General features: G+C 33.9%; 25 protein-coding genes and 1 pseudogene. 12 read left to right on the top strand and 14 right to left on the bottom strand.

Translation table 11 applies throughout. The features are described 5' to 3' along the window. Positions 1 to 12 precede the first annotated feature (12 nt). The 6 genes from SB689_RS02690 (at position 13) to SB689_RS02665 (ending at position 4,709) form a co-directional block, all read left to right on the top strand. Entirely contained in the window at positions 13 to 1,110 is a 1,098-nt protein-coding gene (locus SB689_RS02690; RefSeq protein WP_410690597.1) for an alpha/beta hydrolase, read from the top strand. Positions 1,111 to 1,124: 14 nt separating this feature from the next. Then, a complete protein-coding gene (locus SB689_RS02685) occupies positions 1,125 to 1,862 on the top strand; it encodes a carboxymuconolactone decarboxylase family protein (RefSeq protein ID WP_410690596.1) in 738 nt (245 codons plus the stop codon). 16 nt (positions 1,863 to 1,878) lie between these two features. Then, positions 1,879 to 2,940, top strand: a complete 1,062-nt coding sequence (locus tag SB689_RS02680; protein ID WP_410690595.1) for an alpha/beta hydrolase — start codon at positions 1,879 to 1,881, stop codon at positions 2,938 to 2,940. After that, positions 2,937 to 3,398, top strand: coding sequence for a cupin domain-containing protein (locus SB689_RS02675; RefSeq protein ID WP_410690594.1), 462 nt, complete (start codon positions 2,937 to 2,939; stop codon positions 3,396 to 3,398). The genes SB689_RS02680 and SB689_RS02675 overlap by 4 nt, the downstream gene beginning before the upstream one ends. Positions 3,399 to 3,489: 91 nt before the next feature. Continuing rightward, positions 3,490 to 4,170 carry an XRE family transcriptional regulator gene (locus SB689_RS02670; RefSeq protein WP_410690593.1) on the top strand — a complete coding sequence of 227 codons (681 nt, stop codon included), beginning with the start codon at positions 3,490 to 3,492 and terminating at the stop codon, positions 4,168 to 4,170. A gap of 47 nt (positions 4,171 to 4,217) precedes the next feature. Further along, the gene (locus SB689_RS02665; protein ID WP_410690592.1) at positions 4,218 to 4,709 is read left to right on the top strand and encodes a hypothetical protein; all 492 of its coding nucleotides are present in this window, start codon (positions 4,218 to 4,220) and stop codon (positions 4,707 to 4,709) included. Between the two features lie 62 nt (positions 4,710 to 4,771). Here SB689_RS02665 and SB689_RS02660 read toward each other — a convergent pair whose 3' ends face one another. The 5 genes from SB689_RS02660 to SB689_RS02640 form a co-directional block, all read right to left on the bottom strand. Then, complete coding sequence (locus SB689_RS02660; protein ID WP_410690591.1) at positions 4,772 to 5,902, bottom strand: FAD-dependent oxidoreductase; 1,131 nt, start codon at positions 5,900 to 5,902, stop codon at positions 4,772 to 4,774. A 94-nt stretch (positions 5,903 to 5,996) separates the two neighbouring features. Continuing rightward, positions 5,997 to 7,118, bottom strand: coding sequence for an FAD-dependent monooxygenase (locus SB689_RS02655; protein WP_410690590.1), 1,122 nt, complete (start codon positions 7,116 to 7,118; stop codon positions 5,997 to 5,999). A 76-nt stretch (positions 7,119 to 7,194) separates the two neighbouring features. Further along, positions 7,195 to 8,052 carry a helix-turn-helix domain-containing protein gene (locus SB689_RS02650; RefSeq protein WP_410690589.1) on the bottom strand — a complete coding sequence of 286 codons (858 nt, stop codon included), beginning with the start codon at positions 8,050 to 8,052 and terminating at the stop codon, positions 7,195 to 7,197. Between the two features lie 67 nt (positions 8,053 to 8,119). Beyond that, positions 8,120 to 8,542 carry a VOC family protein gene (locus SB689_RS02645; protein WP_410690588.1) on the bottom strand — a complete coding sequence of 141 codons (423 nt, stop codon included), beginning with the start codon at positions 8,540 to 8,542 and terminating at the stop codon, positions 8,120 to 8,122. A gap of 14 nt (positions 8,543 to 8,556) precedes the next feature. Then, entirely contained in the window at positions 8,557 to 9,378 is an 822-nt protein-coding gene (locus tag SB689_RS02640; RefSeq protein ID WP_410690587.1) for a helix-turn-helix domain-containing protein, read from the bottom strand. A gap of 245 nt (positions 9,379 to 9,623) precedes the next feature. Here SB689_RS02640 and SB689_RS02635 point away from each other — a divergent pair, with 245 nt between their 5' ends. Next, positions 9,624 to 10,619, top strand: coding sequence for an SDR family oxidoreductase (locus tag SB689_RS02635; RefSeq protein WP_410690586.1), 996 nt, complete (start codon positions 9,624 to 9,626; stop codon positions 10,617 to 10,619). Between the two features lie 245 nt (positions 10,620 to 10,864). Here the strand turns inward: SB689_RS02635 and SB689_RS02630 are convergent. Then, positions 10,865 to 11,848, bottom strand: a pseudogene (locus SB689_RS02630) (aldo/keto reductase). A gap of 228 nt (positions 11,849 to 12,076) precedes the next feature. On the opposite strand from SB689_RS02630, the gene SB689_RS02625 reads away from it, so the two are divergent. The 3 genes from SB689_RS02625 (at position 12,077) to SB689_RS02615 (ending at position 13,888) form a co-directional block, all read left to right on the top strand. Beyond that, positions 12,077 to 12,454: a hypothetical protein gene (locus SB689_RS02625; RefSeq protein WP_410690585.1), complete on the top strand. Its 378-nt coding sequence runs from the start codon at positions 12,077 to 12,079 to the stop codon at positions 12,452 to 12,454. 135 nt (positions 12,455 to 12,589) lie between these two features. After that, positions 12,590 to 12,760 carry a lmo0937 family membrane protein gene (locus SB689_RS02620; protein WP_123984526.1) on the top strand — a complete coding sequence of 57 codons (171 nt, stop codon included), beginning with the start codon at positions 12,590 to 12,592 and terminating at the stop codon, positions 12,758 to 12,760. Between the two features lie 324 nt (positions 12,761 to 13,084). After that, positions 13,085 to 13,888 carry a GNAT family N-acetyltransferase gene (locus SB689_RS02615; RefSeq protein ID WP_410690584.1) on the top strand — a complete coding sequence of 268 codons (804 nt, stop codon included), beginning with the start codon at positions 13,085 to 13,087 and terminating at the stop codon, positions 13,886 to 13,888. A gap of 59 nt (positions 13,889 to 13,947) precedes the next feature. Here SB689_RS02615 and SB689_RS02610 read toward each other — a convergent pair whose 3' ends face one another. From SB689_RS02610 to SB689_RS02585, 6 genes are read right to left on the bottom strand one after another with little or no spacing between them, the layout of a single operon-like run. Continuing rightward, positions 13,948 to 15,411 (bottom strand): LytR/AlgR family response regulator transcription factor, encoded by a 1,464-nt coding sequence (locus SB689_RS02610; RefSeq protein WP_410690583.1) that lies wholly within the window; start codon positions 15,409 to 15,411, stop codon positions 13,948 to 13,950. After that, entirely contained in the window at positions 15,408 to 15,935 is a 528-nt protein-coding gene (locus SB689_RS02605; RefSeq protein WP_410690582.1) for a hypothetical protein, read from the bottom strand. The genes SB689_RS02610 and SB689_RS02605 overlap by 4 nt, the downstream gene beginning before the upstream one ends. Positions 15,936 to 15,952: 17 nt before the next feature. Then, a complete protein-coding gene (locus SB689_RS02600) occupies positions 15,953 to 16,723 on the bottom strand; it encodes a caspase family protein (RefSeq protein ID WP_410690581.1) in 771 nt (256 codons plus the stop codon). Positions 16,724 to 16,728: 5 nt separating this feature from the next. Beyond that, positions 16,729 to 17,475 (bottom strand): hypothetical protein, encoded by a 747-nt coding sequence (locus tag SB689_RS02595; RefSeq protein WP_410690580.1) that lies wholly within the window; start codon positions 17,473 to 17,475, stop codon positions 16,729 to 16,731. A gap of 23 nt (positions 17,476 to 17,498) precedes the next feature. After that, complete coding sequence (locus SB689_RS02590) at positions 17,499 to 18,104, bottom strand: hypothetical protein (RefSeq protein WP_410690579.1); 606 nt, start codon at positions 18,102 to 18,104, stop codon at positions 17,499 to 17,501. Positions 18,105 to 18,130: 26 nt separating this feature from the next. Next, a complete protein-coding gene (locus tag SB689_RS02585) occupies positions 18,131 to 18,796 on the bottom strand; it encodes a YEATS-associated helix-containing protein (protein ID WP_410690578.1) in 666 nt (221 codons plus the stop codon). Between the two features lie 282 nt (positions 18,797 to 19,078). On the opposite strand from SB689_RS02585, the gene SB689_RS02580 reads away from it, so the two are divergent. Together SB689_RS02580 and SB689_RS02575 are read left to right on the top strand one after the other, a co-directional pair. Then, positions 19,079 to 19,927, top strand: a complete 849-nt coding sequence (locus tag SB689_RS02580; RefSeq protein ID WP_410690577.1) for a helix-turn-helix domain-containing protein — start codon at positions 19,079 to 19,081, stop codon at positions 19,925 to 19,927. An 83-nt stretch (positions 19,928 to 20,010) separates the two neighbouring features. Then, entirely contained in the window at positions 20,011 to 21,228 is a 1,218-nt protein-coding gene (locus SB689_RS02575; RefSeq protein WP_410690576.1) for an MFS transporter, read from the top strand. A gap of 57 nt (positions 21,229 to 21,285) precedes the next feature. Here SB689_RS02575 and SB689_RS02570 read toward each other — a convergent pair whose 3' ends face one another. Further along, on the bottom strand, positions 21,286 to 21,870 hold the full coding sequence (locus SB689_RS02570) for a TIGR00730 family Rossman fold protein (RefSeq protein ID WP_410690575.1): 585 nt from the start codon (positions 21,868 to 21,870) through the stop codon (positions 21,286 to 21,288). A gap of 39 nt (positions 21,871 to 21,909) precedes the next feature. Then, entirely contained in the window at positions 21,910 to 23,298 is a 1,389-nt protein-coding gene (locus SB689_RS02565) for an MFS transporter (RefSeq protein ID WP_410690573.1), read from the bottom strand. Between the last annotated feature and the right edge of the window lie 40 nt (positions 23,299 to 23,338).

Here is a 23,338-nt window from a genome sequence, read left to right as displayed (position 1 = left end):
TTTAATATGAATATGTATTTCAATAAAGTTTTAACCATTTCAGCATTCTTTGCAATTTCGTTGCTATCGTTAAATGCACAAACTTTAAAAAAGCAGAATCCTTTAATTATAGAATCCCAAGGAAGTTTTGCCATTGGCGGAACGGTTGTTACAACACCCGGAATCTTTGATCCAATACAACAAGGCGCTTATAATCCGGCAGGAACAGACCCAACAGGACAGACATTGCATGGCGATCATGCGGCAGTTTATTATCAAATTCCTGCAAAGGCAAAGAAATATCCTATTGTATTCTGGCATGGTCACGGCGAAAGTTCAAGATGTTGGCAAACTACACCGGATGGCAGAGAAGGTTTCCAGAATATTTTCTTGCGAAAAAATTATCCTGTGTATTTAATAGATCAGCCAAGACGCGGAAATGCAGGACGATCTACTCTATCAGCCACAATAAACTCTGTTCCTGATGAACAGTTATGGTTTGGTATTTTTCGTATTGGGGTTTATCCTGATTATTATCCTAATGTTCAGTTTTCAAAAGATCCAAAAGCGTTGGAACAATTTTATCGTCAGATGGTTCCAAATACAGCCAATTATGATGCTAAATTAAATATCAATGCTGTTGACGCATTATTTAATAAGATTGGTAAAGGAATTTTGGTTACTCATTCTCAAAGTGGCGGTCCTGGATGGTTTAGTGTTTTGAAAAATCCAAATATCAAAGCGGTGATTTCTTACGAACCGGGTGGCGATTTTGTTTTTCCTGAAGGTGAAGCTCCAACATCCATCGTGTTATCTGGACGAACAATTACTCCACCCACAATTCCGATAGAAGATTTTATGAAGTTTACCAAAATCCCGATTGTGATTTATTATGGAGACAATATTCCAAATACGCCAAGCACAAATCCAGGACAGGAACAATGGAGAGTATTTCTTGAAGTTGCAAAAAAATGGGCTGAAACTGTAAATAAACACGGTGGCGATGCTACAGTAGTACATCTTCCGACCATTGGAATTAAAGGCAATACCCACTTCCCTTTTTCAGATCTAAATAATATTGAAATTGCAGATCTTACCTCAAAATGGCTGAAAGATAAAGGGTTGGATTAAATAAAAATCAAACTATGAAATATGTGTCAATTTTCGCTTTTATAGCAACGATTATCTGTTCGTCATTATTTGGACAATCATTAAAAACAGAATCAATGGTAAAAAATAATCAAAGTTTAAGTGTAAAAGAAAAAAGCATCATTAAAATTTCTTCTTTCGCGGCAAAAGGCGATTTGGAACAATTAAAAACCGAATTGAATACTGGTCTTGAAGCAGGTTTGAGTATCAATGAAACGAAAGAAATTCTCATTCATTTATATGCTTATTGCGGGTTTCCTCGCAGTATCCGTGGATTGCAAACCTTTATGGAAGTATTGGATGAAAGAAAGTCAAAAGGAATACATGATGATGTTGGAAATAATGCGCTACCAATTAATCAAACAGAAAACAAATATGAACGTGGTAAAAAGGTATTAGAACAGCTTACAAAAACACCAGAATCTGAAACACTTACAGGCTATTCGGCATTTGCTCCGACCATAGATGTTTTCCTTAAAGAACATTTATTTGCCGATATTTTTGAAAGAAATGTTTTGACTTATGCTCAAAGAGAATTGGTAACGATTTCCGTACTCAGTACAATTGGTGGTGCTGAACCGATGCTACAATCCCATTTAAATATTTGTTTGAATATAGGGTTAACTCCCGAACAGTTAAATGAATTTGTAAACACTCTTCAATTAACTAAAAAAGAGACTGAAACGTTGAAAAATGTATTAAAAGAAGTCCTAAATAGCCGAAAATCTCAATAATTTTTAATAATAGAAAATGAAAAAAATAACTTATTTATTCATCAGTATACTATCATTAACATCAATCAAAAATACCTCCAATGCACAAATTCCCATGGAAAATAAGAAGCAAACAGAATTTCCAAATACGAAGATTTATCCGTTAAGAGATACTGAAAACGGAGTGAAAGTTCAAAAAGTATCTTATCCGAACAGAATTCAGATCAATGTAGTTGCCAATGTTTTTTATCCGCCAAATTACGATATCAATAAAAAATATCCTGCCATTGTTGTCGGCCCTCCGTTTGGTGGTGTAAAGGAACAAACTGCCGGTTTACATGCTCAGAAATTAGCGGAATTAGGCTATGTAACGTTGGCTTTTGATCCTGCATTTCTTGGTGAAAGCGGCGGTTATCCCCGTTATATTGAAGTTCCGGAAATAAAAGTTGAAGACTTCAGTGCAGCGATAGATTTTTTGAGTAATCACTCCTTGGTTGATAAAAAACGTATCGGTGTTTTGGGGATTTGTGGAAGTGGCGGATATTCTGTGGCTGCCACAGCAATTGATCATAGAATTAAAGCTCTAGCAACTGTGAGTATGTATGATATGGGACGTGCCAGACGAGAAGGCATCAACAATTCAACTTCTTATGATCAGAGAATGAAAATTTTGGATGAAATCGGGGAACAACGCACCAAAGAATTTGCTGGAGCAGAGAGAAAAGATATTCGCGCATTGCCTGAAAAAGTAGATGCCAATACTCCAAAATTTGCCTTGGATTTTCTTGATTATTATGATACTCCAAGAGGAAATCATCCCAATTCTACAGCGTATTATTCGTTTACAAGTTTGGCTCCGATGATGAATTTTTTCTCTTTTTCTAATATTGAAACCATATCTCCGCGTCCTCTTTTATTCATTGCAGGAGAAAAGGCAGTCTCAAAATATTTCAGTGCAGATGCCTATCAAAAAGCAAAAGAACCGAAAGAATTATTTATAGTTCCTGGAGCAACGCATGTTGATTTGTATGACAGACCGGAATATCTGAAAACTTCAATTAAAAAATTAGATGATTTCTTTAAACAATATTTAAAATGAAAAACATTCTAGTAATAAGCGGTGTAATTATGACATTAATGGCTTCCGGTTGCAAGGAAACATCAGATAAAAGTGAATTGATCTTCCCAAAAGGAGAAAAAATAAACAATACTAATTTCACAGGAACTGCCTGGTTAAATACTTTAGTTGAAGGAGACAGCAGTAACCAAAATTCTGTTGGCAGTGTGACTTTTGAAGCTGGAGTAAGAACAAAATGGCATTCTCATCCTGCAGGACAGATTATTTTGGCATTAAACGGTAAAGGATATTATCAGGAAAAAGGGAAGTCAAAAATCATTATTAAAAAAGGAGATGTCATTACATGTAAACACGATATTCCGCATTGGCACGGGGCAAGTTCAGATTCAGAATTTGTTCAAATTGCTATAACGGGAAGAGAAAAAGGGCCAACTTTATGGCTGGAAGAGGTGAGAAACGAGGAATATAATGCAAAATAGACCTATTTTTCAATATTTAGAAGAAGGTTTTACTTTAAAATAGGCAATCTCCTTTAAACAATTTGTATTTTCGCGAATCTAATTTTTAATAATGTCAATTTTTTCAGATAACATCAGGCTTTTGCGAGGTAAATTAGGAATCACCCAACGCGAATTGTCTGAGCAAATTACCATAACCACTTCACGATATATTTCCTACGAAAACGCCAGATCAAAACCTCCTGTCGATGTATTGATCAGGATTTCAAGATTATTTCATGTCAGCATCGATCTTTTACTTTCTGTAGATTTGATAAAATATCCTTTAGATGATATGCTGAAACTTCCCGATAACAGGATTGTATTGCCTGTTGTGGTAGATCAGAATGGAAATGAAAGTATTGAAATTATTCCGCAAAAAGCTTCTATGGGCTATTTGAGAGGTTACAGCGATCCTGAATATATTGAAAGTCTGGAAACTATTTCTTTACCTTTTCTGAAGAACGGAAAATTCAGAGCTTTCCCTGCCAGTGGGGATTCTATGCCGCCGTTTAAAGATGGTTCATTTATTATTGGAAAATATATGGAAGGAATTAATGATCTAAAATCAGGAACTTCTTACATATTTGTTACCTCAAATGACGGAATTACCTATAAAAGATTGAAGGCAAAAAATTCAGGTTCTATCACTGTTTCGTCAGATAATACATTTTATGAGCCGTATGAAATTCCTTTTGAAGAAATTTTGGAGGTCTGGAAATATGCATCCGGGATTTTTCCGGAAGAGTTTTAATGTAAAATAAAAATATTATATTTATTTCCGAAAAAAAATGATAGGTTATGCCGACTGATGCGTCTCACAAGCTGATTCCGATGACAACTTTTGTTATTGAATATTATTCTAATGAAGGTTATGCTGATCTTCAGACATTACGCTTGATGAATAATTATGCTAATTTCTTAAAACAGTCTTTAACTCTTGGAATGTTTGTTCCGGTAGATCCGCAAGGGAATGTACTAAAGGAACCAAAAAACTATGCAATATGGAAAACGCTTGAGCATAACGACGGAAAAAAAAGCGATGCTGTTGGCTTTGAAGAACATAGGATATATCAAACCGCAGAACGAAACCGTCTTTTTGAAGGGTTTGAATTGGTATACAACGGATATTCTGTTGTTCGAATTGTTAAATCAAATAATAATTCCGTTGAATTGTCTTTTAGCAAGAATGATTTAAAATGTTCAACATTTAAAGATATTGAGGCATTTTCTGTTTTAGATGAAATATCTTTAACGCCTAAAGCATTAAAAACCATCGGAATAAAAAAATAAATTTTTGAAGAAAGGCTCAGATCGTAAATCCAAGCCTTTTTCTAATTTTTATATTTTACAATTTAATCAAATCTTTTCTGAAAAGAAAAACCGGATTGATGCATTGCAATTTCATTTTTATTTGTGTCAAGTTGTGCTTGGCTCACATAAATCTTCATTTGCTGTTCATAATCGTTGATGGCTGATTCTATTGTTTCAAACTTTCCGTTGGTTAAATTTTCCGATAAAATTAATGCATCCAATAATCCTGTATTAGCACCCTGACCAGCAAAAGGAGGCATTACATGGGCAGCATCTCCAATCAAAGTTATTGGTAAAGGACGATTGCTTTTCCAAGGTTTATCTATAGAAATTTTTCTTGTCGGCAATCCTGCAAAAAAGTTTGTTGAACGGAATAATTGATGATAACATTCGTGCCAATGAGGAAGCATATTGGATAGAAATTTAGCAATATTTTCTGTATTTTGAAAATTTAAGCCATTTTCATGAATCCATTCTTCAGGTTTTCTAAATGTTACATTGTACGTTAATGCGCCATTGTTATTAGGATTTGCGACTAGATTAATTCCATTATTTGCCATCATTAATATATTGTTGTTGCACAATTGGAAAAACTCAGGACATTGTATTTCAGGCTGAAAAACTTCGCCCTGTATAATAAAAGTTCCGGTATACTCTACTTCTGCCTCTGTTACAAATTTTCTGGCTTTGGACATTTCTCCATTGGCGCCGATCACAAGATCTGCGGTTGCAATCATTTCATTTTCAAAATGGATGAGCCATTTTCCGTTTTCTTCTTCAAGTTTTGTGAATTTTCTGTCCCAAATCACAGTATTTGGTGTTAAGCTGTCTAGTAATATTTTTCTTAAATCATTTCTGTTGATTTCAGGATTATCGTATTGATTTTCGGGTGCCGGATTTTTAATAAATAAAACTTTGCCTTGTTCATCAACTACCGTTCTTCCCATCGGAATCGCTTTAGCATAATAACTTTTCAGTAATCCTTCTTTTTTCATAGCATCCTGTCCTGAGCCTTTATGCAGATCTAATGTTCCACCCCAAATTCTGGCTTTTGGATCTTTATCTCTTTCGTAAACAGTTACATTTATTCCTTCTTGTTGTAGCAATTTTGCTAAAGTTAAGCCAGCCGGTCCTGCGCCGATAATGGCAACATTTTTATTCTTTAATAACATAATTTTGCGTCGTTTAATATGAATACAAAATTCTGAAATGTTTCTACGACAGGATTGTATAAATGCGACAAAATGAGGTTTGAAAATGATTAATTTAAAAGCTAATCGTTTGCGTATTTCTTTGACGGATAGCTTCTTCCGTTCTTGGAATAAAATTTTCTGTAATATTTAATGCTGCAGTAGCCTGAACTTCTTCAATAAATGGTCTCAAATTTTGATTATATTCTTGAAATGCGAGAGTAAAATTACCGTCATATTTTTCCAGAGCATCCGCTAATGTTGCAGCTCCAATCATAGATAATGAACCGCCCATTCCAGCGGCGGGAGAAGCACAATATCCGGCATCGCCTATCAGTGCTACTCTACCTTTTGTCAATGATGGCATTTTGATCTGACAGAATTTATCAAAATAAAAGAATTCGGAATTTTGTACTTCTTCCAATAATTCTGCGGTTCTCCAGCTTTGTCCTTCAAACTGTTTCAGAATAATTTTTCTTTGTTGATTTTCATCTCGATAATCGTAAGTAATCTCTTTTTCTGAGAAGAAACAAAAAATAATATCAGTTTTTTGGTTGTAAGCATTCAATGTAACAGCCTTGTCGGGCACATTGTACATTTGCATTGTTTTTTGTTTGATTAAAAGTTTATCGGCGATTGTGATTGAAAAATAAGCTCCCAGAAAATGAGAATATTCTTTTTCTTCGCCAAACCAGATTCTTCTTACTCCCGAATGAATGCCGTCGCAACCTAATACCAAATCAAACGAACGTTGCGAACCATTTTTAAAACTAACATCTATCTTTTCTTGTGTTTCGTTTAAAGCTGTGATACTGTTGTTGAAAATAAATTCAACATCATTTTTAAGTTTATCAAATAAAATATTCATAAACTGATCGCGTTCAATTTCGATCTCATCATCGGTAGATTCGGGATCTTCATTCAAGACTATCGAGCCTTCTGAAATATCATCAGCATTTTTAAATTCTATCTTTTCGACGTTCAGTCTGTTTGCTTTTAACTGCTCAAAAATTCCCATTCGTTTAGAAATATCGAAAGCCATGCCTTTGATATCAATTGCTGCCCCAGCAATTCGGGGTTTGTCTGAGAGTTCAACCACAGTTACTTTATAACCTAATCTATTCATCCAGTAAGCGGTTGAAAGTCCGGCAATACTTGCACCGGAAATGAGGACTGATTTTTCTTTTAATGATTCCATTGTATTGATTTTTTGTTGATACAAAGGAACATCGTAAAAATGGAGACAGCAATATCAGAACAAAGTAAGTATTGGACTAATCGCGGTTTTTATTTCGAAATGTTAAAGGAGTGATTCCGACAACTTTGGTAAAAAGCCTTGAAAAATAAGGATAATCGTCATAACCCAATTCTGTAGCAATCTCTTTTACAGACTGATTTGAATGATAAAGCAAACGTTTGGCTTCTAAAATAATACGTTGCTGAATGTGATATGAAACTGAATAACCGGTAGTGTTTTTGATGCACTCATTTAGGTAAGGTGTAGAAATATTTAAGACTTGGGCATACTCTGACGGACGTTTTACAGTTATATATTTCTCTTCTAAAATTTGTTTAAAAGCTTTGGTGGCAATTTCAAACCTAGACAATTTTTCCAAAGGTTGATTATGTTCTAAATATTGAGAAATAACCAATGCCACCAACGTGTTACAGCTGTCTTTTAGTAAAGAATGATAGAGTTTTTCGTTTTTTCGGGTGTAGTATTTTAAAGAAAGTGATACGGATTCAGAAATTAGGGAAAATGTTTCTTGATCTAATAGTAAAGGTTTTACAGGCCTGATTTCATCCAATAATTTTAGATATTCAGGATTCAGATATTCACTGTTAAGCGCCCAGGTGCTGACGGTTATATTTTCGGTAGATGTGGTATAATGCACCTGATCAGGGTGAATGTAAATGACAGATGATTCTTGAATATCATATTTTTGAAAATCAATTTCAATGGAAACCGTACCTTTTTCAAGCAAGAAAAATGAATGAAGATCATGCCGATGCGACTGTTTTTCCTCTTCATTAATTATTGAATGATCGAAAGACACTCTTTCCATAACAATGCCCGGACTGCGTTCATCAGCCATCGAATTAACAGGAATAGATTTTGTCTTTTTATTCATTAGAATGTTTATTAACCAAAAAAGGGAAAAGGTTTTTTAACCTCTTGTGGTTTAATTTTTAGATATATTATGCAGGCTCCCAAAGCTCTATTTTATTACCGTCTGCGTCCATAATATGTACAAATTTCCCGTATTCATGAGCTACAATTTCGTCAACTACAGTTACGCCGTTTTCTTTAAGGTTTTTAACTAATCCTTCAATATTCTGAACTCTGTAATTGATCATAAATTCCTTTTTTGAAGGCGCGAAATATTCACTTCCATTTTTAAAAGGGCTCCACTGTAAAGCATTAACTTCATCTGGATTGTTAATATTTCTGGATTCAAAAGTTGAACCCCAGTCATTGGTGTCTAATCCTAAATTTTTCGCATACCATTCTCTGGTTTCCTTTGGATTGTCTGTGAAAAAGAAAATTCCGCCAATTCCTGTCACTTTTGGGTTTGTATCGGTTGAGTTTGGTTGTTCTGTTTTGTTATTTTGATCTTCCATATTTTTTATTTTAATTAAATTTTAGTTTGTTTAAAAGTGATAAAATCACTGCTTATTATTCGTTTCCCTTTCTTCGCATTTCGAGCAAATACAGACGGTGTCATTCCACTGTATCGCTTAAATTCTCTGCTTAAATGAGCCTGATCGGTATATCCCAATTCAACGGCTAAAGCAGCAAGATTAGATTCCGGATTTATCCATAATTGATTTCGTACCTGTTCAAACCGAATTAGACCAGATACATCTTTTACCGTATGACCAGACGATTGCTTAAATTTTCTTTCCAATGTACGGACGGTTGAATGAGCTTCCGTTGCTATCTGGTTTACAGGCATTGTACCTTTCGCTTCTCTCATTGCATTTCCTGCTTTTGAGAGTGTCGTATCGTTAGAAATTTGTAGTGTATTTAGGAAATATTGTTCTACCTGGGCGACTGCTTCATCTACTCTATCATCCTGAATATATTGAGCTAAAATAGGTTGAAGTTGAGCGATTGAATGTTCAAAAATTCGTACTCCGTCTTTTCCTGAGGGTAATTCAAGCAAATCAAAAATACTCCACGGGAAACATCTGATTCCAATAATTTCTAAGCTGTTTTTTGAGTAAAAATTGACAGGCTGATTGAGAAGTCCTATCATAAATGGTGAAGGCAAGGGCTCTATACTTCCGTTATTAGAAATGCTGCAACCGCTTCCGAAATGAAAAATAATTTCTGCATAACCATCAGGAATTACTTCAAAACCAGATTCTACTTCTCCGAATTCTCTTTTGTCATACCAAAAACATTGGATGCTATTTCGTAATTCTTCAGGAGGTTCAAATTCTAGGTGTTGCATTTTAAAGATTAGAGTTTTTCGGCTCAGTTTTTTTAGAAATATTTTAGAAACGGGTTTTATCAAAAATAATAAATAATTAGATAAATTGGAAATATTTATTTGAGATTCAAATTGTCACGATTTTTATTTTAAAGTGTAAGTTTCAATTATTTAGATATTAATCAATTATAATGAAAATTTTATAGGTGTATGGCATAATAATAGGTTGTTTTTAAGTAAGTACAACTTTTAAAACCATTCACAACATGAAATCAGATCATATAGTACAAAAAAGCCTTAGAGGAAAAACAGTAGTTATTACAGGCGGAAGCAGTGGCGTTGGACGGGCAGTTGCAGAAGCTTTTGCATTGGAAGGATGTAACATTGTTGTTGCTGCGAGAGGTAAAGAAGCGTTAGACGAAACTGTAAGTTTATGCAGAGATTTGGATGTGACAGCCATTGGTGTGCCTACAGATGTTTCGGTAGCCGAACAGGTTGAAAATCTGGCACAAACAGCTTTACAGTTTAACGGAAGAATTGATATCTGGGTAAATAATGCCGGAGTAATGGCCAGCGGAAAATTTGAGGAAATTCCAATGAAACTTAACGAGCAGGTAATTAAAACTAATCTGTTTGGATATATGCACGGCGCCTATTCCGCATTGCCAATTTTCAAGAAACAGAATGAAGGAATTCTTATTAATAATGTTTCGATTGGCGGATTTATGCCTGCTCCGTACAGCGCGGTATATTCAGCAACGAAATTTGGAATTCGTGGAATGATGGAATGCCTTCACGGAGAAATTTCAGATTTTCCAAACGTTCATATTTGCAATCTCTATCCACAGATTCAGCGGTCGACAGGGAATATGCATTCTGCAAAATATTCGGGATTGGATTTTAAAATTCCTCCTTTTGCAGCAGATCCAAGAGATACCGCAGCGAAAATAGTTGAACTGGCAAAAAATCCACGAAAAGATCTATTTCCGGATGCAGTTTCATTAATTCTTAAAAATGTCTACGGATTATTTCCAAAACCAATCATTAATATTGCTTCTGCCGGAATGCGATTAATGATGAAAGTTAAAAAAGCACCTTCTGATGATGGAAATGTTTTATATCAATCCTCAGAACCTCACAGAATTTATGGTGAAACGATGTTTCCCGTTCCTTCGAAGAAGACTAAAATGGCTGTATTAGCCGGAGTTGGCCTTGGACTAGCTTATATGTTATTGGCAAACCGATCTTCGAATAAAGATTAATTAAAGAAGAAAATTAGCATAAAAAAACATCTTTCAAATTGAGAGATGTTTTTTCTATTATAACATTTTGTTGGTAATCGCAAAGGCGCAAAGATTTTGATCTTCATTGTGTTTTAAGGCGCAAGAAAATCAAAGATTTTCAGCAAACGTTGAACTTGAAACGTGATAAATTTTATCGTAGATAAAATCTTTGCGTCTTAACAGAGTCTTAATTATAATTTTGCGCCTTTGCGATTTTCCAACTATTATACTTTTGGAACTTGTACTTTTTCATAAATTAATCCTTCCGCTTTCAATTCATTCCAAAAATCTGCTGGAATAACTTTTTGAAGAGCATTTATATTATCCTGAACCTGCTGTGGCTTGCTTGCTCCAGGAATTATTGCTGCAAATTCATCAGCTGCCAACACAAAATGAAGCGCTGCATCGATGATATATTTCTTTGCAATTTCATCTATTCGATCACGTTTTTCCGTCATTCCTTTTGGAATCAAATCTTTGTAATTATATCGATTTCTTCATGCTATAAAACCAGAATTATAACCTGCTCCTGAAACCAGTTTCACTCCGGCTTTTTTTGCGGCAGGAAGCAATCTGTCAACTGCATCTTCATGCTCTAAAATTGAATATTGTGTTGCAGAAAGACAAATATCTGGATCCGCAAATTCAATACAATTTAAAATAGGTTCGATGTTATTGACGCCCATTCCCCAGGCTTTTATCACATCTTGATCTCTCAATTCTGAAAGAACTTTAAAAGCTCCTTTTTTTGCCTGTTCCAAAAAATAAGGATACCTGTCTCCTACCTGATCTTCAGATAAGTCATGAACGTAAACGATATCGATATGACTCAAACCTGTTCTTTGTAAGCTTTCATCGATTGATCTTTTTATTCCGTCTGCGGTGTAATCGTGTTTAAAATCATAATTTAAGGGCTTTTTCCACATGGTTGGTGGCACTTCAGATTCCGGAACTTCTGTAAAAAGTCTTCCCACTTTGGTTGAAAAAACAAAATCATTTCTATCTTTATTTTGAAGAAAATTTCCAAATCTTCTTTCGCTTTTTGTAAATCCATACCAAGGAGAAGTATCATAATATCTTATTCCCAGATCCCATGCTTCCTGTAAAATGCTGTTTGCTTCTTCATCAGAAATATTTTCAAAAGCTGTTCCTATTGCTACTCCACCTAATCCGAGCCTGTGTTTTTCTGTTAGAACCTCTGTTTTCATATTTTATTATTTAAAGTGTTTGATTCTTCATTTTATGCAAACATCGTGCAGACCTTTTATAAAGTGATTGAGAAAAATGAGTTGATATAATTCTTTTAAAATTAAATTTTGATTTAAATAATTAATGATCAGCTTCTTTTGGTCTTATTATTGAAAGTATTTGATGGTGAGATTAGATCTATTCATTCTCAAACCTTTTCAAACCTAAAAATCACTAAAATATAAAATATGGAAACGAAAGAAATATCGAGAATTGCTCTTGGAGCATTTTTAATTACTGCAGGAATTGGTCATCTTACCTTTGCAAGAAAGGAATTTCAGGCTCAGGTTCCGGATTGGGTTCCTTTAAAGAAAGACGATACAGTTGTTTATTCTGGAATTGCTGAAATACTCTTAGGTACAGCAGTCATTGCAACTCCTAAAAAGTATAGAAAAACAATGGGAAAAGTTGTAGCCACCTTCTTTGCTGCAGTTCTTCCCGGAAATATTGCTCAATATCGAAACAGAAAAGATTCTTTTGGGTTAAATACAGATAACCGAAGATTGGGAAGACTTTTTATGCAGGCTCCATTAATTGGTTGGGCTTTGAAATCAACTGATGAATAATAAAGTAACAATCGATTTTAAATTTAAAATCTAACTTGTTATTTATGTGTTTATTGAGAAAAAAATATATAAATATTTAATAAAAAGGCACAGTATATGCTAGTATTTAATCAAATCACTTAAAAAATTACTATTATGAAAAGTTTATTATGGTTAGTAGCAGTCATTTGTATTATTGTATGGCTATTGGGAATGTTGGGCATTGTACCAGGAATTAGTACAGGTTATTTAATTCATGTGTTATTAGTAATTGCCATTGTTGTAATTCTTTATAATATTATTTCGGGCAGAAAGCCGCTCGATTAAAAATTTCAATAATTAAGCTTAAATTATAAAAAGATGTTCGTCACTGATGAGCATCTTTTTTTGTAGAAAAATTTTGAAATTAAAATTATTTCATATATTTGCATAACTGATTATGTAATTAATTATTTAAAATGAATTAGAAACTCACATTTTATCTCAATTAAAAAATAAAACAAATATGGATTTTTATAACAGAACAGGAAAAATGGCGATCGGAAGCAGATTAAGATTGTTGACAGGAAAGTAACCGAAGATGCTGCCAAGATCTATGAATTATATAATATAGAATTTTCTCCAAAATGGTTTCCCGTATTTTTTATTTTAATGGAAAATACAGGAAAAACAATCACCGAAATTGCTGAAGAAATTGGGCATTCTCAACCATCTGTCACGAAGATTATTAAAGAAATGACTGCGGCAGATCTGGTAAATTCAAACTTACAATCGGATGATAAAAGAAGAAATGTTGTAGGATTGACTAAGAAGGGAATTGAGGTTTCCAAAACATTAGAAATCCAATGTGCTGACATAGAAAACGCAATTGAAAACATGACAGCCGAAGCTTCGCACAATCTTTGGGAAGCAATTGCTGAATGGGAATTTCTTTTAGAAAAAAAATCTCTTTTTAAGCGAGTTTTAGACCAGAAAAAAAACAGAGAAAGTCAAGATGTACAAATTGTAGAATATCAGCCAAAATATCAGGAAGCTTTCCGGGCTTTGAATGAAGAATGGATTTCCACGTATTTTGAAATGGAGGAAGCAGATTACAAAGCATTAGACAATCCGAAAGAATATATTCTAGACAAAGGCGGAAAAATATTTGTCGCTCTGTACAATGATGAACCTTTGGGAGTTTGCGCCCTTATTAAAATGAATGATGTAAATTACGATTTCGAAATGGCAAAAATGGCCGTATCACCCAAAGCACAAGGCAAAAGCATAGGTTGGCTGTTGGGGCAGAAAGTTGTGGATTCAGCCAGAGAATTAGGTGCTTCAAAGCTTTATCTTGAAAGCAATACGATCCTTAAACCAGCAATTAACCTTTATTATAAGTTAGGTTTTGAAAAAGTTGCTGGGCATGCCACGCCTTACAAACGATGTAATATTCAAATGGAATTGGTTTTATAAATGATAAAAAAGCCTCCTGATTGGGAGGCTTTAGATTAGGGGAAAAAGTTTGGTATAAATTACTCAATATTCTTTTTAAAATTTCTGGACAACGGAATTTCTATTTTCCCTTCCAGAAAAACGGAGGTTCCGTTATTGGAAATAATCGAATTTTTATTGACAATAAAAGACCTGTGAACCTGAGTGAAATTGGGTGGTAATTCTTTAATAATTTCAGAAATTTTCCCTCTTACAAATTCTTTCTTTTTGGATGTATAAAGTTGTAAATAATGATCTTCTGCTTTGATGTATAAAAGTTCCTTGAGGTAGATTTTAGTTCTGTTTTTCAACACGATATGATCTTCTATGACCAATTGTTTCACTTTTTCCAACTCCTGAATGGTCTGTGTATGCTCTATCTGCAGGGATTCTTTTTCCTGATCCACTTTTTTCTTCCTGTAGTCTACCCTCTTCCATCGAACAAAAGAATACATAGCGATAAGAAAAACGATTCCTATCAAAACGAAATACAGTATTTTATTTTCCTGGTAATTCATTGCTATTTTTTTTAGGGAGGAAATCTGCTTATCCTTTTCAACTACCTGATATTTGGTATTTATTTGATGGATGGCAATATTTTGCTCTGTATCATTTATTTTTTTGTTTAAATGAGTGTAGAGAGAATCATATTTTTTGCGGTTTTGGTGGTCGTTTAAATAGTCATAACTTTCCTTTAACTTCTGATATAGAAGCCTTTTGGATTTTAATTCATATTGTTGAATGGGAACTGTTTCAGCTTTCAGAAACCAATAAACAGCTTCATTATATTTTTTTTGAATGAAAAATGAATTTCCATAATTGTAATAAAGAATGAATAATTCATATTGTATTTTATGTTTTGCAGCTAAATCAATTCCTTGAATAAAAAACTTTTCTGCTTCTTGAAAATCATTTTTTGTGTAATTAAAAAGTCCGAAATTGTTTAAAATTTTAACTTTTGTTTCAAGATCAGTAGAATTTTTGCTGTAAGTGTAAGCGGTATCTAAAACTTTAATGGCAGCATCAATAACTTCAACATTTTTTCTTTTATCAAAATCAAATTCATAAAATTTTTCAATCGCTTTTTGATTGTAGGCTAATGCTAATCTTTCATTTGACCTTGTTTTGGAGGCATAATTATAGTAATCATTAAAAAAAGTATATCCATATTTGTCATAGTTTACCTGTGAGGAAATCACTTTATGAATTTCCAGCGACAAATCGTGATACTGATTTTTATAATTTAATTTTCCAAATAGATCCCTGCTTTTCATGTAATAGTAAAGCGCAGAGTCTTCCTGATTGAGATATTCAAAATTTTTGCCCAAAACATAGTTGTATTTTGCCAACTCTAATGAGGATTTTTCGTTGAGAATATTCCTTTTTATTGTGACTATATTTTTGGGGAACTCTTCAAATTTCTGATTCTCGAGATAACCGTTCAGACTCTGAGCTTTAATGATGATTGCAGAAAATATAAGAAGTATATATTTTAATGCTTTCATGGAAGTTCTTCTATTCTCACAACTCCTCCGTCGTGTGTTTGGCGTGGGATGGGGCTCAGAGGGTCACAAATATCATTGACTAAAAGATCGTCATCTCCTGCATTTGATTGATTCCAAGCATCGTCAAATTTTTTGTAATCTTCGTCTGCTATATTAAGTAAATATTCAAATTTCAACAATCTGCTTCTGAAATATGGAATATGTGAGATAACATCATCGAAGGCTTTTTCATTAAAATAAATAATTCTTATCTCTTTGCCTAGTGCAAAATCTTTTGAAACTTCTATTGTTGATCTGAAAGTGAGAGTATCCGGAGCATCTTTAGTTTCGAAACAAGGATAGTCCATACTGTTATTTTTAAAACTAAAAATAATTGCCAATAATTTTGTACCGTCTGGTTTTCGTAATTTAATAGGAATACACTCTCCTACTTGGAAAAAGAATTCATCACCCGGTTTTTGAAATAATTTAAATTCAGAGGTAATAGTTAGCTCATTGCTTTTAAGAGTTACTGAATGATTCATGGTTGTTAGTTTAAAAGTTAATAATTATTTAAAAATTTAAAATGTAAAAAATTCTGTACATTGTTAATGAGTTCTAATGATTTTCTGGAATGCTGGAGGAGGTTGTAAAACTCAATATAAGTTCCTTCAAATATTTTATCGTTATTTTGATATAAATTCTTAAAATATCCGGTAAATAGACCGTCTCCTACCATCATATTTTTAGATGCTGATATAGAAATAATAGGACATTGAGGCATATTGCTTTTATGCAAGTGTAATTTTATATCCTTCAGGTAATTTTCAGAATCTATTTCTCTGTCTTTTATAGGTTTAATCTTTTTTTGAAATACCTTTAGATTATCAAAATACTCTCCGGCATAGCAACAATTAAATATGATGAAAACATAGCAGTCTTTGGGAAACCATGACAAAGCATTTCTTATTTCATCATCCAGAAAATACCTGTCACTCAGGACTATCATCTCATCTTCGCCATCAATTTCTTTCTTTAGAAGATCTTTCATATAATAACCGTGACCACAGAAGGTTAAGAAAAACAGCTCATTACTTCTTATTTTTTCGGAAATTATTTTTAACGAGTTTAATACATTATATGAGTCAGGTTCAATGTTTTTTTCACAGTTATCAGTACCATCACTTATCAAAATTTGGGATTCGAAACCTAATTCTTGTGATAAAGAATGATAATAACACGCATCGGGGGTTATAAGTTGAGTATTGCTTTTCTTGCCAATATCATCTACTAATGTTGTTGCAACTCCTATGTGCAGTGCATAGTTTATCATTAGTATTAATATTTATTCAAAGTTATCTCGGAAGATTCTCTGGTATAGCTGTCCAAGCCTTTTTTCCACTCAGTATCGGCTGCATAATAGCCTTCGAAAAGATCGACATAATCATTTTTGTCCATTTTTAAAATGGTTCCTATTACTTTGGTGAGCTCTAATGCTGCTTTTTCTATCAGATTTATCGTAACTCCGGTAACTCCTGTCGCCAACGATACTAAGGACAATACATTATTGAGTTCAGATTCGCTAATGGCATTTGATATATTAACCAATGTCTCCCCTAAATCTCTGGATTTTTGGTCAGATTCCCATATAAAAAGACGCACTGCAATACCTCCTTTTACTTGGCGTTTAGGGAATAAATTAATGCCATCTCCTATAAACTCAGTCAGTTTTCCTTTTTTCACATTTATTACAACATCCTGAGGATTAATTCCCTCACCTGGATAGTAGTGAACGGGCTGTCCGCTGAGGTCATAAGACCATGCAATGAAATAAATTTCGTTGGAAGGATTAAAAATTGTACTTATAAAGTCTTCAAAACTCTTATTTAATTTAAAGCTTTTCAAAGCTAAACCACGTTTTTCCTCAGATACGGAGAGTTCGTAATTTAGATTTTTATTGTCTGCTGAAAGTTCTTCCAGTTCAAAAAAAGATCTCAGCTTTCGTGAAGCATCATTTTTAAGATGTGATTCTGTGTTGGCCTCTATTGTAAAATTTTTAATAGAGCCCTCTGTGATTAGTGCCATAGTTATATCGTTTTTATTAGTTTTTATCCAAAATCTCTTTCATTCAATAAGGTGTAGGTAAACTTATTTCCGAAAGCATTTCTTGCGTTTTTACATTTAAGCATGAATTCCTGAAAATGTCTTGCATCTGCAAAAACTTGGCATCCCGCTGAAAATTGAGTGTTGTCTGAATTCCAATCTCCATTAAGCGGACCTTTGTGAATATTAATTCCAAACATTCCTGTATCAACTCTTGCTGGATCAGCATCCAAATTTCCATTTCGATTACTATCCCGATAGACTTTTACATTTCCTAATCTTTGACAAATCGCATCATATTTTCCTTGATGCTTGTCTATACAATGCGTTCCTAGATATTGTCCTTCCACCAAAATAGCTGTCCCCCTGCTGTTAATAGGGTGTTCCAAATAGTGTGTGCTAGGATCTGTGGTTATCGGATAATAATTCACATGCCAGTTCCCCATAAAGTTATGAAAAACAACTAAAGTATCGTCAAATTTTTCATGTCTTAATGCTTTATTTCTTATTCCGACGATGTTGATGTTCCAATCTATTTCCGGCGTATTATAAATTCTATAGTTTTTAGCGTTCATAACATTCAGAATACTGTTGATGTTTGGCTGTATCATGATGATTAGTTTTTTATTTATAAATTTTATTCCATAATTTTTTCGGCATCTTCAGTCAAAGCGAATGCCTTTTCGCCTTTTCTGAGCTCAATTTCTTTTACGAGATTGTTGTTTTTTAGAATTTCTATTTTCTTGTCGATTTCGGTATTGTCTTGATTTACTTCTGTTTTGATGAGGTCAAGCGGTCGGAACTTATTCTCTTTATTTTTGATTGAGTTGATGATTTCCGTATAAGGCAGTGTTTTGAATTTTTCCAATTCATTCGCATTAACTTGTGTACTTTCTGTGCTTATGGCAATCGTTTCTACTGTTTTGCTCAGTTGTTCGTTTTCAGATTTTACTTGTTTAATTTCTTCCTTTAAATTTTGAATTACTTTTCCTGAAATAGTATTTAGAAATGTGAGTGACGAAAAAGATGCAATGATGCAAAAACCAGAAAAAATTAAATAATTAGAAATGTGATTTTTTTCATCCAAATAAATACTTTTTACAATATCGCTGGATACAAGATTCAAAAAAAGAGGGACAGCGATAGAAGCAATAATTCCCAGACAGATGTTTTTTGATAAGACTACCCAATTACAGGTTGTGCCTCTCAATGTGTTTCCTACTCCGCCAACAATTCCGCAAATGAGCATGATAATAATGAGATTATTTGTTGGCTCGTTTAAAAAAGTTATTGTTGTAAACATGGTTATTAGTTTTTGTTTTCTGAGACAAAGTTTGCTATTAATCAGGGCTCTAGCAAATAAATGTCGTGAATGACACGAAAAATAACGTGAGTGGTAATTCCCAATTTGAGAAAAAACATTTCAATTAATAAAACTTAGTTTTAAGAAAAAAATATTTAAATTTTGACTTAGACTAAAAACAAAATCATTAGAAATTTTATATGATTTTTAATATTTTGATCTAAAATTTTCTGGACAATGAGTTAACATTATCATTAAATTTACATTTTCAATATTTCTTTAATGGCAAGAACCGAAATAGCACTTCATAGAGACGAACTCACAACAATCGGGATTGAGATAAGTCCCATTGTCGGACTTTGCGATATGTGGCAGACTCCGCATCGTGATGATCATTTTATGTTTATTATCCAGAAAAAAGGGGATTTTATCTGGGAGTTGGATTTTCGTGAAGTTGTATTGTCCGGACCTTCGATTTGCTATATTGCGACAGGCCAGGTTCATCGCTATTTAGAGTATAAAGATTGTGAAGGTTGGTTTGTTTTTGTGGAAACAGCATTGATTCCCAAGGTTTATCTTGAAGTTTTTAATGCCTGTCAAAATTCTCATCAGATTGCTTCGATAGTAGAAAATAACGATATTTTTTCGTTTATTCCTGTTTTTGAATCTATAATTAAAAGTGAGACTACTCCGTTTCAAAATATGCTTATTAGTTCATTAACAGATAGTTTAATGGGAATGATGGTGAAAGAATTTATCCAAACACAGAATTCTGAAGGCTTGATTGGCGGAACAAAGTATAAAACCGTGATTCAATTCAAACAATTGGTACAGGCAAATTATAAAGAATTGAAACTGGTAAAAGAATATGCTTCTTTATTGAATATCACCCCATTATATTTAAACGAAATTGTAAAAGAGATCACTGGATTTTCTGCCAGCCACTGGATTCATCAGGAAATAATCATTGAAGCTCAGCGTCTTTTATACTATACTGATCTGGATATTAAGCAAATTGCGTTTCAGCTCGGATATGAAGATTATACTTATTTTTCAAGATTTTTTAAGAAAAATGCAGGATTGACAGCTTCTAAATTCCGTGAACAAAAACCATTATTTGTCCAACCATAACCTTTGAATAGCTATCGTCTATTCTACCCTGCCGATCTACTTTTGTATCGTAATTATTTAAAATAAAACATTACGATATGACAATGAAAAATACAAAAGTAGTCGCTCAAAATATGGACGACAGTATTCAACAAGAACAAAAAACACAATTGGTAAAAGTGCTTACCCCGATTGTAATTTCCGTATTTGCGGTTTATCTTACTATTGGTATTGCTTTGGGAGTTTTGCCTGCATTTATAAAAAATGATTTAAAATTAGGAAGCCTTGCCATAGGAGCTGTGATCGGACTTCAATCTTTAGCTACTTTACTCACGCGTGCCTATGCCGGAAAAATTACAGATACTTTGGGTGCAAAAATCAGCAATCATCGGGGTGTGATCATGGTTTTGCTTACCGGAATATTATATATTTTAGGAAGTTATTTTGTAAATATTCCTCTTTTAGCGATCGGATTAATTCTAATCTCAAGAATCATCCACGGAATATCTGAAAGTATGTTGGTCACGGGTTCATTAACCTGGGGAATTGGTTTGCTTGGTCCTCAAAATTCCGGAAAAGTAATGACTTGGAACGGAATTGCAATGTATGCCGGAATTGCCATCGGTGCACCTTTAAGTATATGGCTGGGAAGTAGATTTGGAATTATGGTTCCTTTTATTTTAATCATCATTTTATCTTTTATAAGTTGGTTGTCAACAGCTAAACTTCCTACACTTGCAGTGGATGCTTCTCATATCCGAACACCATTTTATAAAGTAATCGGAAAGGTATCGGATCAAGGATTAGCACTCGCTTTTTCATCGATGGGATTTGCTTGTATAGCATCTTTCATTGCTTTATTATTTGCAGAAAGAAATTGGGGTGACGCTTCTTTAGGGTTTATTTGCTTTGGTGGATTTTATGTCCTCACCCGTCTATTTTTCTCTTCATTTCCGGATAAATATGGAGGTTATAAAGTGGCTCTAGTATCCTTTGTAATTGAGATTATCGGGCAACTTTGCATCGGATTTTCTACTTCAGGCTGGATGGCAATCGTTGGTTGTGCGCTTACGGGAATCGGATTTTCGTTAGTATTTCCTGCGTTGGGAGTGTTGGCGATCAAAAAAGTTACGCCACAGATGAGAGGTACTGCTTTGGCAGCGTATGCTGCTTTTTTTGATCTTTCATTAGGATTAGCCGGACCAATTGCAGGGATTATTGCGGGCTGGTTTAGCTATCAGTCCATTTATATATTTGGTGCGGTGAGCGGTTTATTAGCTTTTTTGATTCTATTAATGAAACAAAAAAATTATAAATCTTAGCTGATTTATCAGCAAAAATAAAATAGGATGCGTATTACTACCCATCCTATTTTTTATTTATACTTTATCTTTCGAGATCCATTTATCAACTTTTGGAGCTTCGTAGTTTTTTATTTTATTTAAAAGAGATTCTATATTTTCATCTACGATCAGCATCTTTTGGTTGATTTTTTTCAGGAAACCTTTGTCGACCATCGTTTGAATCATTTGTAATAAATCATCATAAAATCCATTGATATTTAAAATAGCAATTGGTTTCTGATGCAATCCCAATTGAGCCCAAGTGATCATTTCAAAAAACTCTTCCAGCGTTCCATAACCGCCCGGCAAAACGATAACGCCATCCGAAAATTCATTCATTTTGGTTTTTCGTTCATGCATTGTCTCGACTAAGATCAGTTTGGTAAGATGGTTGTGAGCAATTTCTTTTCCTTGTAAAAAATGCGGTAAAACACCAATAGCTTCTCCGTTATTTTCCATTACTCCATTCGCTACGGTTCCCATCAAACCTGTGATGGCGCCACCATAAACCAATCCAATTTTTTGGGTAGCTAATTGTTTTCCCAATTCATAAGCCTGCTCTTCATAGATCTTATCAGTTCCGAAACTTGATCCGCAGAATACGGTGAGTCGTTTTATCATTTTCTTAGTTTTTGAATAGTAAATTTAAACGTAATATATTTAAGATATCGCCATTTCTGCTTTCTTAATTTTCACTTCTTTTACGACTAAATAAGTCAATATTCCGATAGCGCAAACCGCATAAGCTGTTAAAATTCCCAAACTTAAATTCCCAACTGCCCATTTTGACGGGAAGATTTGGCTCATTAAACTCATAAATGATAAACCTATTCCTGCACCCAAAAAATAGCTCGTACTTGTTAAGCTGGAAGCCACTCCATAATCTGAAGATTCTACATCTTGGATGCCTAAAATCGATAAACTTGTGAAACAAAACGTCATTCCAACTCCTGAAATACACGCTGCGCCTAATAAAACACTTGTTAATGGATGACCAATATAAACGGATATAAATAAAGATAATGCTCCTATCAACATAAAACTCCATCCAAAAACTCCCATTTGTGAAGGGTTCATTCTTTTTGAAATATGAGGCAGAACAAATTTAGAAATCAAAGCAGACATCAAACTAAACGGAACCAACATTAATCCCGCTGAAGCCGCACTGTGATTCATATCTTTCTGCAACATCAAGGAAATCAGAAATAAAAATGAAATGAAAAAAGCTCCCAACGCAAAAAACGTAATATTTGAAATCACCAAAGATCTGTGTTTGAATAATTGCAGATCAATTAATGGTTGAGCAACCGTTTTTAAACGATAAAATACAACTCCCAAAATAGCAAATGAGATGGCTAAAGAACCAATAACCTGAATCGGCTGTTCTTTGATGTGAAATAATTCGTGGGTTCCGTAAGTTAACGTTAACAGTCCCAAAACAAGGAGAATCCCAGATATGGCATCTGTTTTTTGAACATTCGTATTCTTTTCATCCTTAGGTAGATATTGATACGAAAGAACAAGAGTCACCAAAAGAATCGGAACATTAATAAGGAAAACCCAATGCCAGCTCATATAAGTACTGATGATACCTCCAATGGACAATCCACTACCCGATCCGATCGCTGCAAATGAACTGAAAACGCCTAAAGCACGGTTTCTTTCCTGATTTTCCCTGAAAGTATTTGTAACAATAGACAAGGCTGAAGGCATAATAAATGCAGCTCCCAGTCCTTGCAAAGCACGGAATATTGCTAAAACTTGAAAATTGGTTGAAAGCCCGGCGCCTAAAGACGTCAACATAAAAATCAGTCCGCCGATAAGGAATATTTTTTTTCGTCCGATTTGATCGGATAATTTTCCGCCAATAATTAAAAATCCACCAAAAAACAGAACATATAAAGTCTGCAACCACTGAACAGTATCCGCTCCAATACCGAATTGCTCCTGAATGGAAGGGATTGTAAGGTTAATGATAGCAATATCAAGGGCTTCCACAAAAGTTCCTATCGAAGCTAAAATTAATATCAGGTTTTTTCTTGTTGGCATGATCTTCAAAATTTCTGGCAAAATTACTATTATTAGAACA

Origin of the sequence: Chryseobacterium sp. SIMBA_038 (assembly GCF_046535115.1) — a bacterium.
In the GTDB taxonomy this organism is placed as follows: Bacteria; Bacteroidota; Bacteroidia; order Flavobacteriales; family Weeksellaceae; genus Chryseobacterium.
The sequence above is the reverse complement of the archived record's forward strand: the minus strand, read 5'-3'. Positions and strand labels throughout refer to the sequence as shown.